General features: G+C 48.4%; 14 protein-coding genes. 3 read left to right on the top strand and 11 right to left on the bottom strand.

The window, feature by feature from the left end:
- Positions 1 to 630 carry an NAD(P)-dependent oxidoreductase gene (locus AC0VYQ_RS01440; RefSeq protein WP_475404053.1) on the top strand — a complete coding sequence of 210 codons (630 nt, stop codon included), beginning with the start codon at positions 1 to 3 and terminating at the stop codon, positions 628 to 630.
- Positions 631 to 710: 80 nt separating this feature from the next.
- Here the strand turns inward: AC0VYQ_RS01440 and AC0VYQ_RS01435 are convergent, their stop codons facing one another.
- From AC0VYQ_RS01435 to AC0VYQ_RS01420, 4 genes are all read right to left on the bottom strand, one after another.
- A complete protein-coding gene (locus AC0VYQ_RS01435) occupies positions 711 to 1,055 on the bottom strand; it encodes a YciI family protein (protein WP_475404730.1) in 345 nt (114 codons plus the stop codon).
- A 555-nt stretch (positions 1,056 to 1,610) separates the two neighbouring features.
- A complete protein-coding gene (locus tag AC0VYQ_RS01430; RefSeq protein WP_475404052.1) occupies positions 1,611 to 2,789 on the bottom strand; it encodes a NupC/NupG family nucleoside CNT transporter in 1,179 nt (392 codons plus the stop codon).
- A 123-nt stretch (positions 2,790 to 2,912) separates the two neighbouring features.
- Positions 2,913 to 3,764 (bottom strand): aminoglycoside phosphotransferase family protein, encoded by an 852-nt coding sequence (locus tag AC0VYQ_RS01425; protein ID WP_475404051.1) that lies wholly within the window; start codon positions 3,762 to 3,764, stop codon positions 2,913 to 2,915.
- Positions 3,748 to 5,067: an HD domain-containing protein gene (locus AC0VYQ_RS01420; RefSeq protein ID WP_475404050.1), complete on the bottom strand. Its 1,320-nt coding sequence runs from the start codon at positions 5,065 to 5,067 to the stop codon at positions 3,748 to 3,750. Before AC0VYQ_RS01420 ends, AC0VYQ_RS01425 begins: the two co-directional genes overlap by 17 nt.
- 146 nt (positions 5,068 to 5,213) lie before the next feature.
- Between AC0VYQ_RS01420 and lipL the strand changes: the two genes are divergently transcribed.
- Both lipL and AC0VYQ_RS01410 read left to right on the top strand, forming a co-directional pair.
- Positions 5,214 to 6,038, top strand: a complete 825-nt coding sequence (gene lipL / locus AC0VYQ_RS01415) for an octanoyl-[GcvH]:protein N-octanoyltransferase (RefSeq protein WP_475404049.1) — start codon at positions 5,214 to 5,216, stop codon at positions 6,036 to 6,038.
- 13 nt (positions 6,039 to 6,051) lie between these two features.
- The gene (locus tag AC0VYQ_RS01410; protein WP_475404048.1) at positions 6,052 to 6,906 is read left to right on the top strand and encodes a DegV family protein; all 855 of its coding nucleotides are present in this window, start codon (positions 6,052 to 6,054) and stop codon (positions 6,904 to 6,906) included.
- A gap of 557 nt (positions 6,907 to 7,463) precedes the next feature.
- Here AC0VYQ_RS01410 and AC0VYQ_RS01405 read toward each other — a convergent pair.
- The 7 genes from AC0VYQ_RS01405 to AC0VYQ_RS01375 all read right to left on the bottom strand — a co-directional run bounded on the left by AC0VYQ_RS01405 (position 7,464) and on the right by AC0VYQ_RS01375 (position 14,047).
- A complete protein-coding gene (locus tag AC0VYQ_RS01405) occupies positions 7,464 to 9,011 on the bottom strand; it encodes a flotillin family protein (RefSeq protein WP_214802798.1) in 1,548 nt (515 codons plus the stop codon).
- A complete protein-coding gene (locus AC0VYQ_RS01400; RefSeq protein ID WP_475404047.1) occupies positions 8,987 to 9,508 on the bottom strand; it encodes an NfeD family membrane protein in 522 nt (173 codons plus the stop codon). The genes AC0VYQ_RS01405 and AC0VYQ_RS01400 overlap by 25 nt, the downstream gene beginning before the upstream one ends.
- A complete protein-coding gene (locus AC0VYQ_RS01395; RefSeq protein ID WP_029332376.1) occupies positions 9,498 to 9,737 on the bottom strand; it encodes a hypothetical protein in 240 nt (79 codons plus the stop codon). The genes AC0VYQ_RS01400 and AC0VYQ_RS01395 overlap by 11 nt, the downstream gene beginning before the upstream one ends.
- Positions 9,738 to 9,880: 143 nt before the next feature.
- Positions 9,881 to 11,080, bottom strand: a complete 1,200-nt coding sequence (locus AC0VYQ_RS01390; protein WP_475404046.1) for a Bcr/CflA family multidrug efflux MFS transporter — start codon at positions 11,078 to 11,080, stop codon at positions 9,881 to 9,883.
- Between the two features lie 12 nt (positions 11,081 to 11,092).
- Complete coding sequence (locus AC0VYQ_RS01385; protein WP_088836087.1) at positions 11,093 to 12,226, bottom strand: YfbR-like 5'-deoxynucleotidase; 1,134 nt, start codon at positions 12,224 to 12,226, stop codon at positions 11,093 to 11,095.
- A gap of 58 nt (positions 12,227 to 12,284) precedes the next feature.
- Entirely contained in the window at positions 12,285 to 13,040 is a 756-nt protein-coding gene (locus tag AC0VYQ_RS01380; protein ID WP_088836086.1) for a TerC family protein, read from the bottom strand.
- A gap of 149 nt (positions 13,041 to 13,189) precedes the next feature.
- On the bottom strand, positions 13,190 to 14,047 hold the full coding sequence (locus AC0VYQ_RS01375; RefSeq protein ID WP_088836085.1) for a TerC family protein: 858 nt from the start codon (positions 14,045 to 14,047) through the stop codon (positions 13,190 to 13,192).
- Positions 14,048 to 14,095: the final 48 nt, after the last annotated feature.

Below are 14,095 nucleotides of genomic sequence, written 5' to 3'. Positions count from 1 at the left end.
ATGGCAACGCTTAGCCTTTTAGGGGCAACGGGACGGACAGGGCGCCCCCTGCTCGATTTATTGTTACAAGCCGGTCACAATGTCCGTGCGCTCGTCCGCTCGTCCGATCACATGTTACCGGAGCACCCGCAATTGACGATCATTCAAGGAGATGCAACGGAAGTAACAGATTTAGAGAACGTCATTCAAGGTTCATCTGCCGTCTTCAGTTGTCTTGGTACGGATCAGCAACATGTTCTTTCAACAGCGATTCCCCATCTCGTCACGAAAATGAAGGAACAACAGATCGAACGGATCATCTTCATCGGGACGGCTGGCATTCTCGATGCCTCAGAAGAACCCGGGAAGTACCGCTTCCAGTCAAACGAATCGCGCAGACGCTCGACGACTGCTGCTGAAGATCATTTGAAAGCTTATTTGACATTAAAGGATGCTGACGTTGACTTCACTGTCATCTGTCCGACTCAATTGACGGAAGACGATGAAATCAATGATCTCTTAATTGAAGCACCCCGCTTCACACAGGAGACAGGACCGATTCCTCGCCGCAACGTCGCCCGTTTTGCTTTTGAAGCCTATAACGAACACCTCTTCAGTCGTAAGCGCGTGGGGATTGCTTCCCATCAATGATTTCAAAAATCAACATGACGATGAATCCAGTGCGCCGTCAGGCATGCTGGATTCATCGTCATGTTTTAGTCTGCTTACTTTCAATCAAACACTTGTCGTAGTTCAATTTCCCCTTCACCGTGCCCTTGCGGATCCGGCATCCGTAGTGCCCAGTCGATTGCTTCTTTTCGTGACGCGACATCGATCAAAATAAATCCAGCAATCAATTCCTCTGTTTGCATGAATGGTCCTTCCGTAACGATCGGTCGATCTCCAGGTCCACGATAAGAAAAGCGCATCCCGTTCGAGCTCGGATGGAGTCCTTTCGCCATCACATGTACCCCTGCATCGCGTAACGCTTGATTGTACTCGGACATCGCTTCGATGAGCTCAGGACTTGGACGCTCACCCGCTTCTGCACGCTTTGATCCTTTAACGATCAACATAAATAGCACGTTCAGCATCTCCCTTTCTCGAAAGTCGCTAAAATGATGTATTAACCAATTCCACCATCCCCTTCTCCGCAAACCAAGATGCATCTAACCAAATCAATTCTTGTGGCGGATGTTTCCGACATCCTCGCTTTCCAGGTAAGCTTAGGGAGAGCAACAAAAATAGATGACGCTTGTCTGACCTACAATTTCTTTTTCCACAATCAAAAATACCCGCCGACAACGATGTCAGCGGTAGACAAACTCTTATGAAGCGTGAACATGCGATATCGAGACGAATTGCACTCTAAACCGTCTTCCCTGATTTCCTACATGGTATTCCCTAAAAAGCGTCACGGTTCGTTGACTCCTACGGGAAAAAGTGCGTTTTTAACGCACTTTCAGAGGCAGGCAAGACCCTGCTCATTTTCCGTGAGGATCAAGGAGCAACGGCTTGCGCCTCGCCCGAGGAAAGCAACGAATAAAGACGCTTGCAGTTCCCAATATCGACTTTTTCCACAATCTAAAATACCCGCCGACAACGATGTCAGCGGGTATTTTAAGTTCTCATTAGATGATGACACTGACGACGATTGCTGTCAGAACACTGACAAGCGTCGCACCGTACAATAATTTAAGACCGAAGCTCGCAGCAACACTGCCTTGGCGATCGTCGAGTCCTTTAACTGCACCCGCGATGATCCCGATTGACGAGAAGTTCGCGAATGAAATCAAGAAGACCGATACGATTCCGAGTGTCCGCTCTGAGAATTCTTTCGTGTACTCAGGAAGACTGAGCATCGCGACGAATTCGTTCGTGATCAATTTCGTTGCCATGATGCTACCAGCACTGACGGCTTCTGCCCATGGAACACCCATGATGAAAGCGAATGGTGCAAAAATGTAGCCGAGAATTTCTTGGAACGAGATACCGAGAACCATCAAGAAGATGTCGTTGACCATCCCAATCAATGCGTTGTATCCGATCAACATCGCACCGACGATGATCGCGACTTTAAATCCATCCAAGATGTATTCGCCGAGCATCTCGAAAAACGTTTGTTTCTCTTCGACGATTTCCAAGATATCTTCGTTTGGATCGACTGTGTACGGGTTGATGATTGAAACAATCATGAATCCACCAAACAGGTTCAAGACGATGGCCGTAACGACATACTTTGGTTCAACCATTGTCATGTAAGCACCGACGATTGACATTGAAACGGTCGACATCGCCGACGCACACAATGTATAGAGACGGTTTGGCGGTAATTTACCGATTTGTTTTTTGACTGTGATGAATACTTCAGATTGTCCGATCGCTGCTGAGGCAACGGCATTGTACGACTCAAGTCGTCCCATCCCGTTAATCTTCGATAAGACGAACCCGATTCCACGCATTAAGAGGGGAAGAATCTTCGTGAACTGCAAAATCCCGATCAACGCTGAGATGAAGACGATTGGTAAGAGGACATTGATGAAGAACGGTTGTGCCCCTTCATTCGCAAGTCCACCGAAGACGAAGTTGATCCCGATCGCTGCGTAACCCAGAAGTTTTTCAAACACTTTTGCGACAGCTTGGATAACAATATAACCAAACGATGTGTTCAGTAAAATGAATCCGAGAATGAACTGAAGCACTAGCATGACCGCAAGCGGTTTCAATTTGATGCTTTTACGATTGCTGCTGACGAGTAGAGCTAGTCCAAAAACGACGACCAGTCCGAGTAACGCGATTAAATATTTCATGAAGTACCCCTCAATCTATTAGTTGTTTATCAGTTGTACATAAGTACGATGTCTGACGTTTAATCTCTGTCCCAAGTACTAGAATAATCAACATTCGCCAGAACTGCAATAGGAAAAGTTCATTTAGTAACCGCTTTCGTTATTTTCATAAACTTTCAAGACAAAGTTTTCCAGGCGTTTCCGAACATTGTCCTGACTGATGTTTCGCTTTCCATATGCCTCCCACCCCGGATAAACAGCAATTGTTTCGGGTCCAAAATCAAAAACGGCATTTAAGTCCCATCTCCGATCGTAAGTAAGCCCGCTCATCGCCTGATAAAATTTTAAAAACCGGTCCGCAATTTCGACAGAATCGAGTAAAGCAAGGTTCAGCCGGCAATGCGCCACGTCTGCTTCAATCGGTCCAACACATGCATTCACCCAATCAACTACGTTATACTTTTCCCCTGAATCGTATAACACATTAACCGGATGGAAATCACGATGGATGAACCGAATCTGTTCACTGGAAGCTGGTGCTGTTGCGCTTGCCCAGTTCCAAGCAGTCGTTTCGGTTGCCCAGGTCGGAACGACACGTGCTTTGCTATAGGGTTTATACACATACGCGGTTTCCGGGACCGGCAAACGATGAATTGCAACTAACGTCCGTGCCAGACGTTCCAAATACACATCGTCAAGTGGTGTAAGCTGCACCACCCCTTGGACATACGTCATCTGAAGCCAAGGTGGAATCTCGCCGATCCACGCTTCTTGATAATTGAGGACGCGCGGTGCAAGCGGCCCCGCCGTCTCTAGCGCAAAAACCTCGTGCGCGACGAGGTCTTGTTCTTGTTGCAGCCAGTTTTGGTTGGTATGGATCCGGATAACACTGTCACCCGCCCGTACGACGAGCGACGAGGTCGCCCCGGGTAAAACTTCCGTCTTAATTCCGGACAACCCGACCTGTTCTAAAATCTGCTCAATGACTTGTTTCATTTGAGTATCCTCCGAGCAACAGTTGATCAATCTGCATCTTTTCGTTCGCGAACTCACGCAGATCATGCAAGATTTCTTGCGGATAAAATAACTTTTCATCCGTCTGTCTTGAGTTTGCAATCGCTTCGACGAGCGGAGAGACTTGTGAAATTTCTTTTTTCTGCCCATCTTTCATTTGGAGCATGATCGGCTGTTTACTGATTTCTCCGTTCTCTCCATATAAATCGTATGGAAGGCGACTTAACTTATCCTCTAACAGGTAATACGCCGGATCGAGTCCGATTTTATTAAACAGCTCCGCAAGTTTTTCATGGATTGCTTCTCGTTTTTCTGGCGGGTAATCGACATATTTGAACAACTGTCGATTGACGAACCGACGCGATAAATCACTGAGGACACTATCCGTCTCCTCCATCCATTGTTGGAAATAAAAATAAACAATCGTTTCATCAAGCGCAAGGTAATTCTTCAACGCCATCGTTTGGTCAAATAACGGAATCAAATGAACCGGATGGATGTCAAACACATAACCCGAGGTATACAGTTCCTTCGCCCGCTCGAGAATCGCTTTTAATAAGTAATCGCTCGATCGTGTGACCGGGTGCAGATAGACTTGCCAGTACATCTGATACCGACGCATGATGTAGTCTTCAATCGAGTGCATGCCTGATTGTTTGACGACCATCTGATTGTGTGCCGGACGTAAGACACGCAACATGCGTTCTAGATCAAACTTCCCGTAACTGACACCTGCGAAATGGGCGTCGCGCAATAAGTAATCCATCCGGTCGACGTCGAGTTGCGAACTGATCATCGTCACGAGCAACTGGTTCGGATGCGTCTTATTGATGACGGAGGCGACTTCTTCCGCAAAGCCTTCGCCAACTTGATCGAGGACTCGTTTGATTTCCGTATCCCCGAGAATGATCCGTTCCGTCCACTCCTCGTGATCGACACCAAAGACATTTTCGAAGGCATGGGAAAAGGGTCCGTGCCCGACGTCATGAAGCAAGGCTGCGGCGAGCGTCAGCTCACGGTATTGGTCATCCCAGTCAGCCCGCCCATTAAAGACATCAATCAGTTGGCGTGTAATCTCATACACACCAAGCGAATGATGAAACCGCGTATGCTCCGCTCCGTGAAACGTCAAAAAGGATGTTCCGAGTTGTTTGACCCTGCGAAGCCGTTGAAACTCCTTTGTTCCAATCAGTTGCCAAATCAATTGGTCGCTGACATAAATATAACGATGAACCGGATCTTTAAAGACCTTAGTTTCTCTTAATTGACCTAGTGACTGATACATGTCATTCTCCCCTTCATCTGGTCGTTCTCTTCGTTGTTTTCAATTTAGGGGCAGTCTGTTCCTGTCAGACCATCCGCTTCTTACATAAAGTTTACACTGTCTATGCTATAATGATGTCGCAAATCTACAAAAAAAGGAACGAGCCAATGGGAATCGAACTCTTAAAACAAGAACAATATCGTATTTTTGATCAAACGTCACTCGGAACGACATTTCATGCCACCCAATCGTTCGCGATGGACGACACGCTTTGTGCCTCCGTCGCAACAGAAGGTGCGGCACTTCGTTCTTGGGTGCATCATGAAACGGTCGTCCTCGGAATTCAAGATGCCCGTCTGCCTCACTTAACAGAAGGAATCGATGTCTTGCATGCGCACGGTTTTCACCCCGTCGTCCGAAATTCGGGCGGACTCGCGGTCGTCCTCGATGCAGGTGTCTTGAACATTTCGCTTGTCCTACCAGAACGGGGCGGCATTGATATCGACAGCGGCTACGAAGCGATGCTCGCTCTTGTGCAGCACATGTTCAGAGACGAAACCGATGCGATCGTCGCTGGCGAAGTCGTCGGCTCATATTGCCCCGGCTCTTACGACCTTTCGATATTCGGTAAAAAGTTCGCCGGGATTTCGCAACGACGTGTCCGCGGTGGTGTCGCCGTTCAGATTTATTTATGTGTCAACGGAAGCGGGAGCAAGCGCGCAGCACTCGTGCGCGACTTTTATGAAGCCGCCCTGCAAGGAGAAGAAACAAAATTCACGTATCCCGTCATCATTCCGGACACGATGGCTTCTCTTGAGGAGTTACTTCAACTTCCGCTTACGGTCGAAGACTGTTTACTCCGTGCTTACCGTGCTTTGATGGCACTCGGCACAAATTTAGTCCCGTCCGTCCTCGATGAAGTCGAAAATGAACGATTCGGTGTAAACCTGGGCCGGATGCTCGAACGAAACGAAAAAGCCCTAGGTAAGTAAAGGAGAGAACGCAATGGTACGATTCATTACCGATAGTGGTGCCGATGCACCGCAAGAATTATTAGATGCCCATGACATCACAATCATGCCGTTCGGTGTATTGATTGGAGACGACACGTATTTTGACGGCGAAACGATTTCGCCGGAAGAGCTCTATGCTAAAATGCGTGACGGTGCTGCGCCAAAAACTTTCCAAGTCGAGGTCACGCGGATCGCGGAAGTCTTCAAAGCGCACTTCGAACAAGGGGAACCGTTCCTCTATCTCGCTTTTTCAAGTGATCTATCCGGGACGTATCAAACGGCAACGATGCTCGCAGAAGAACTCGCCGAACAATATCCCGATGTTCCGTACGCCGTCATTGATACGAAAACAGCATCGACCGGTCAAGGACTCTTCGTCCTTGATGTCGCGGCCTTCGCGAAAACACATACGTTTGACGAAACAAAAGCCTATGCAGAACAAAAAGTGAATTCGATCCGTCACTTGTTCACGGTTGAATCACTCGAGTACCTGATGCGTGGTGGTCGTGTGTCCCGTGCGAGTGCCTTCATCGGTGGATTATTATCGATTCTGCCGCTCTTGACGGTTGAAGACGGTAAATTGATCCCGAAAGAAAAGATCCGTGGTCAGAAAAAAGTCATGAACCGAATCGTCGAATGGATGGAAGAAGCGCGTCCGATGATTGACGGACACCGCATCATCATCGGTCACGGTGACTCGATTGAACGGGCCGAGATGCTCAAACAATTGATTGAAGCCCACTTTCATCCGAGTGAAATCCTCATTACATTCGCTGGTGCTGCCATCGGTTCCCATACAGGACCGGGTCTCATCGTCATCGCGTATGATTTACCGGTACCGGCTTAAGTGCATTTATTTTTCCTTTTAATAAAAAAGACTCGCCACTCGAATGAGTGAGCGAGTCTTTAGGTTGTAGGCAACTGCTTATGAAAAGTGAAGGTTTTTCTTCGGTCTGCTGTTGTGTCGCGCTTCCCTGTCTCGCCTCGTCTTCAAAGCGGCAATCTTCCGCGTCGCTACAGCAAAGCTGCAGAGTCGCGACCGATTGCTTTTCGCGGTTCTAAAGCGATTCGAGACGGATCGCGCTCTAAACCGTCTTCACGCCCGGCTTTCCGTCACGGTATTACCTAAAAAGTGTCATGTTTCGTTGAATCCTACAGGAAAAAGTGCGTTTTTAACGCGACTTGCCAGAGGCAGGCAAGACCCTGCTCGTTGGCCGTGAGGAACAAGGTGCAACGGCTTGCGCCTCGCCCGAGGAAAGCAACGAATAAAGACGCTTGATCTTTCGATAGCATTTTGTTTACAGTCTTTAGATGGAAGAAGGTTTTATCCCCCTCTATATGCGGAAGCGACTCGCACACATGAAGTGCACGAGTCGCTTTTTTTCGAATAACCAATCAATCTTCTTATCCTTCTGTTTTCGCTCCCGTCGCTACCGGCTCACCTTGATTCAAGTTGACCGTCAACGGTTTGGCTGTCCCTTTTCCAGAAAAGTTCTCAATCAATTCTTTGACATCGATTCCGGAAGAAGCCTTCAACGTCTCTTGGAGTGACGCCATCAAGTCCGTCGCATAACCCGTCACACGGTTCGCACCGCCACCTTCACCGTTCCCTGTATCGACGACCGTGATCTTGTCGATGTTACCGAGTGGTGCCGCAATTTCTTTCGCATATTCCGGCATCATGCGAATGACCATGTCGAGAATCGCCGCTTGTCCGAATTGTTCGAAGGCTTGGGCGATTTTCTCTTTTGCTTCCGCTTCCGCAAGACCTTTCAGGCGGATGATGTCCGCTTCTGTCTCCCCTTGTGCCCGCTCGGCGTCGGCTTTTGCGAGACCATCAAGGCGAATCCGTTCCGCATCGGCCTTCGCTGACGCTTCAATCCGGTATTTCGTCGCATCGGCTTCTGCATATTGTTTCGCCCGGTCCGCTTGTGCTGCCTGTTCGATCGAGTACCGATCGGCATCGGCACGTTTTTTAACTTCTGCGTCGTACTGTTTCTCGCGACGGAGAATTTCACGTTCTTCGAGTTCGATTTGTTTTTGCCGTTCGATGATTTTGATTTGCATTTGTTGCTCTGTGACTTCTTGTTGCGCGCGTGCATTTTCTAAGTCGTAGGCTTGGTCGGCTTTCGCCTTCGCGATGTCTTGTTCGCGACGATAGTCTGCCATCTTCAATTGATTTTCTTTTTCTGCTTCCGCGATTTCAGTCGCGCGCTCGAGCTCTGCTTTTTTCGCATCTTTTGAAGCTTCTGCCCGTTTGATACGCGTTTCTTTTTCAGCATCCGCTGTCGCGATATCAGCGTCACGGCGCACTTGCGCGATGCGTGGTTTCCCGAGTGATTCGAGATAACCGTTTTTATCGCGAACATCTTTAATCGTGAACGAGACGATGATCAGTCCCATCTTCGCGAGATCTTGTGAAGCGACACGCTGGACTTCTTGCGAAAATTTATCGCGGTTCTTATAGATTTCTTCGACCGTCATCGATCCAAGAATCGACCGTAAGTGACCTTCGAGGACTTCCCGTGCCTCACTTTCACGGTCTTCCTTTGATTTCCCGAGGAATTGCTCGGCTGCCGTCGCGATTTCCGAAATCGAGCTGCCGATTTTAATGATTGCCGTTCCGTCCGCCATGACCGGAACACCTTGCTCCGTGTAGACTTCAGGCGTTGTTACTTCGAGCTTGCTCGACAGTAAACTGAGCGGTGTCGCCTGTTGGAAGACCGGCAAGATGAATGCCCCGCCACCGCGAATGATTTTAACGCGGTTACCGGATTCATCCGTATTGACACTTGGACTATTTCCGAGATAACTCCCCGACACGATTAACGCTTCTTCTGGCCCAACTGTCCGGTACTTCGTGATAAATAGAGCAACAAGCGCTAAAATGAGCGCGCCGGCGATAATCGCCACAATAATAACTGGATTCACGTAAACATCTCCTCTTTCCATTGGTTCGGGTAGGTCATGACGTGCGCCACCCCTTGTTTGATTTCAATGATGATGACTTTCGTTCCTTGATCGAGCGGCGGTCCTTCAAATAAAACGGCTGATTTTGAAATCCGTCCGGAGACGTCATCGACTAAAATTTCTCCATATCCGTCTCTCGGAATCGGTAGGATGACTGTTGCACTTCTTCCTTCTAACATCTGCTCGGAAAAACCTAGCGACTGCTCGGCTTCGGCAAGCGGTACAAAAATGAACAAGTGCACTAAGATCGTCAAAATAAGACTGATGAATCCACTGAGCAATAAGATCATCAATGAGCTCATGGCTGTTAAATGCTCAAGTCCGAACCCGAAAGCCGACGTTAAAATGACGAATGATAAAATCAACGTCGGATGAAAAATTTGATCGACGCCCGGAACCAGGTCCGAGAACACGACCGATAACAAAACGCCACATCCTGCTGCTGCCAGTGCATAGAGATACAACGTACTAACGTCCATCTTCTGTCACCTCGATAAAAGCACTCGAGCCATAAAGCTGATGATAAATCCGTTTGTATTCATGCCGGTTTTCTTCATACAGCAGGTGTGCCAGCTCACGCTCACGCGGACTGGTGTCTTCTTGCAAACGCCGTGCATACTTTTTCTGTGCCGCGTAATGACGCGCTAGCAAACTTTCGAGTGCTCCTTGACTTGGCGTGGCCGCGACAGGTTGACGTCGTTTTCTCATCTTCGTGCTCCTTTCCTGTTTAATCCGTTCAGTTTTATGTACGCTAGTTTTTGGAAATGGTTTCAAAAACCAATTTCCTTTTTCCATTTTTCATGCGGATAAACAAAAAAACCGAAGAGCGATGCTCCTCGGTTTTAATCCGTTTACTTTTTCCGTTTAACAATCAAAACATAGTAGATGACGAGTGCTGAACAATCGAGTGTCATGATGATCAACCCCATCGGTAAAGCCGAGTCCTCGCCCATGATTCCGACGAGTGGTGAAACGAGTGAACCGACGAGCATCGGCAAGAGACCGAGCAAAGCAGAAGCGCTCCCTGCCGTCTTCCCGTAGTTTTGCATCGCAAGTGTGAAACCAAGCGTTGAAATCAGACCGACGCTCGACACAACGAAGAAAAGTGGAATCATGACAAAAATTAAGGCATCGGATAAGGTCAAGCCGAGGAACAACAAGATGCTTGCCGCCGCAACAATCATTAAGGCAATCCGCATCAATTTCTCACTATCGACGCGACCAGCCAGTCGTCCTGCGATTTGAGCCGCGATGATGATTCCAATCCCGTTCAAGCCGAACAGGAAACTAAACTGTTGCGGACTCGCACCGTAAATATTTTGTAAAACGAACGGCGAACCGGAGATATAGGCGAACATCGCACCCATGACGAACGCTTGTGCAAAGGCGTAACCGATGAACACGCGGTCCGTCAGTAAACGACCGAACGTCCGAACCGTCGTCGCGAGATTCCCTTCGACCCGGTGATGCACCGGCAGTGTTTCCGGTAACCGGAAAGCAACGGCAAGCAGCATCATCGTACTTAAGATGGCCAGTAAATAAAACACCACATGCCAATCACCGAACCGTAAAATTTGTCCACCGATGACTGGTGCTAAAATCGGAGCCGTCCCGTTAACGAGAGATAAAGCAGCAAAGAACTTCGTCAATTCCGGTCCTTCAAACAAATCACGAACGATCGCGCGCGAAATGACGATGCCGGAAGCACCAGCCGCCCCTTGCACAAAACGAAGTGCAATCAACACTTCGATCGTCGGAGCAAACGCACATGCAAGCGAGGCGAGGAGATAGGCGACGAGTGCGAGTATTAAGGGACGTTTCCGTCCGCGGACATCGCTAAGCGGTCCGACAATCAATTGACCGAGCGCCATGCCAAGCATACATGCCGTCAAACTCAATTGAATCATCGACGCACTCGCCCCGAATGAACGGGACATGTCGGGGAAAGCAGGTAAATACATGTCGATCGAGAGCGGACCGAGTGCTGCCAATGAGCCTAAAATTAAAATCAAGGTAAGTCGTTTCGTTTTCACGAGTGAAACATCTGCCATCCGATTTCCTCCTTAAGTCGTTACGTAATCCAAGTCGTGCAAGACATAGGCGAGGAAAAAGACGACAGATGGATTTTCGTAAGCCGTCTGGACTTTCTTCAGTTGCGCCCGGTAGCCTGTCTCATATTCCACTCCGTTCAACTTGCGTTCCATATTCATTTTAATCAACGCATCGAGCTTATCGACGACATCTACCATCTGTCCTTCATACGTATCATCTTTCGCTTCGACGAGAAAACGATAAAATTCTGTTCGCATCACGTCAGGTAATAATCCAATCAACGCCTCCCCTTCTGCCCGTTCATAGGCCTCAAAGGCAGCTGCCGTGACCGGCGTCGCATGTTTGACCGGTCCGAGGACGTCCCCTGTCGTCCCTTCGACTAAATCGTGACAGAGCAAACGCGAAACGACTTCAGCCGTATCGATCGTAACCCCGTACTTTTTCGACTCGATCAGACCGTTGAACAAGCCGAGGGAAGCCGCCCGAAACGCATGTGTCGCGTCATTGTCATCAATCGTATTGAAGCGCCCTTTCCAGCGTCGAATCGTATCCATCATCAATGCATTGTCAATGAAATGTGCCATCTCGTCTTCGGCAAAGACGGATGTCGTCAAGCGACGGATGGCATATAACGGGTGTTCGAGTAAATAGTTTTTCAGTTCAAGCGTTTTTGCTTCAAAGAACGGTGACGCCGTCATCCGTGCTTCCCGTCTTGCGAACAACATCGCGTCGAACGTATCGATCGCTTTAACGATTTGCCCTTCAATCGTGTCATCTTCGGCATGGACGAGATAGTCTGTAAATTCTGTTTGAAGCGATTTTGACAATAAGGCGACTAGTTTCTCACTCGCCTGTTGCTCCATCGCCTGAATGTGATCATGAAGTGTCGGCTCTTTTTTCGTCCGGTGTTTGATTGGACCGGTGATCACTTCGTTCATATCGTGAAACAGTGCCTTTCCTAATAAGCGGAGGCGATCGATTTCAACCGGTTGCTGCTCTTGTTCGATATAGCTCGCCATTAAACTAAATAGAGCGACGCGAAAACTATGGCTCGCAGCATTGTCTTGAAAACGCGGAGCATACTCATCCCAACGTGGTACGTTCTGCATCCGTGTCAGCATCCGAATAAAGTTACCGTTTTGCATGAAATCTCCCCCAAAATCAAAAAGGACAGAGGAGTTGTGACCCTGTCCAATTTTTGTATTATTTTTCTTCTTTGACACCACTTCTGAACCAGCCGATGACAAGAATCAGTCCGAGAACGACCCAGAAAATCGTCTGCCAGAGCGTGCTTTCCGGAAACTCGTGCGGTAAGACATGAATGGTTGGGTGTGCAAGCGTCATGATGACGAGCTTAACTCCGACCCAAGCGACGAGCCAAAACGCTGCTTCTTCAATCCCTGGTCGTTTTTGGAGTAAAACAACGAACCAGCTTGCGAAGTACCGCATGATGACAAGTCCGATGATCCCACTGAAGAAGACGACCCAAAATTGTCCCGTGTTCAGTCCACCAATCATCCCGCCGACCATCGGTAATGTCGTCGCCATGGCAACGGCCGCGAGTGTCGAATCGACGGCAAACGCTAAATCAGATAATTCGACCTTGACGACCGTCCACCAAAAATTCGGCGATTCTTTTTTGGATGCCATCGCATCCGGTATTTGATGTTTGTTTGATCGTGCCTCGACGATTCCTTTAAAGGCGACATAAAAGAGGTACGCTGCACCAAGTGCCTGTAACTCCCAAACAGTCGCTAAGTACGACGCAAAGAAAATCGCGATGAAACGAAGGACGAGTGCCCCGATTAGTCCGTAAAACAACGCTTTTTTTCGTTGATCGTCCGGTAAAGGACGAACGAGTACCGCCATGACCATCGCATTATCAGCCGACAGCAATCCTTGTAAGATGATCAGGACGAGCCCGACCGTCGCATACTGCGTAATTAATCCAATATCCATAAAAACGAATCCCCTTTTTGTTCACTAGGTTCATTATAATCTTTGTACCTGTAAAAGAAAAAGACGGAAGCTTGAACCTTTTGTTTCTATGTTCCCCCTTTTTTCGGAGTTCACACTAAAAAAGACCCTCCAGTCGGAGAGCCTTTCGCTTAAAGATGTTGATCCACTTTTTTCTCAGCATCTGGATTTGGTTTTGTTTTCGGTGAAGAGAACCAACCCCAAACTGCGAGACCGACCATGACCGTCCAGAAGAACGCTTGCCATGGCGTACTGTGAGCAAAGCCTTCCGGTAACTTCATCGCTTCAAAGATTGTTCCTTCAATCGATGCGTGATATTTCGGATGCTCAAGGGCAAGAACGGCGAGCTTGACTCCGACCCAAGCGACGATTGCGAATGCCGCTGTTTCAAGTCCAGGACGTTCTGCGAGTAGTCTGACGAAGACGCGCGCTGCGAAACGCATCAAGACGACACCCATCAAACCACCTGTCAGGATGACGACGAAATGTCCGGCATTCAATCCACCAATTTCATTTGTCCCCCAGTCAGGTAATGCGACGGCGAGTGCGACCGCCGCAAGAATCGAATCGACGGCGAATGCAAGATCGGCGAATTCAATTTTAGCGACTGTTTTCCAAAACTCCGCTTTTGAGACGGGCTCATCCGATTTCGGTTCTTGATCGAGCTCACTGTCTGCCCCATGGTTTTCACCGAGCCGTCGTGCCTTGACCGTTTTATAAATATGCCGTAACCCCATGATAAGCAGGTATGCTGCACCAAGTGCTTGAATCTGCCAAATATCAACGAGGAACGAAATCGCGAACAATGCCGCGAAGCGGAGGACGAACGCTCCTGCCAAACCATAAAATAAAGCCTTTTTCTGTTGTTCGCCTGGTAAGTGTTTTACCATGACGGCGAGGACGAGTGCATTATCTGCTGAAAGTAGTCCTTCGAGTGCGATTAAAACGACGACTACCCAGGCATATTGTAGTACTAACTGCCAATCCATCTACTTCATTCCTTCCTATCTTATAAGTTTCACAAAGGCATTAACTAA

It is taken from the genome of Exiguobacterium sp. QJM3NY_9 (genome assembly GCF_056173545.1).
Note: the sequence above shows the minus strand (reverse complement) of the source record. Positions and strands in the feature narration are given on the sequence as shown.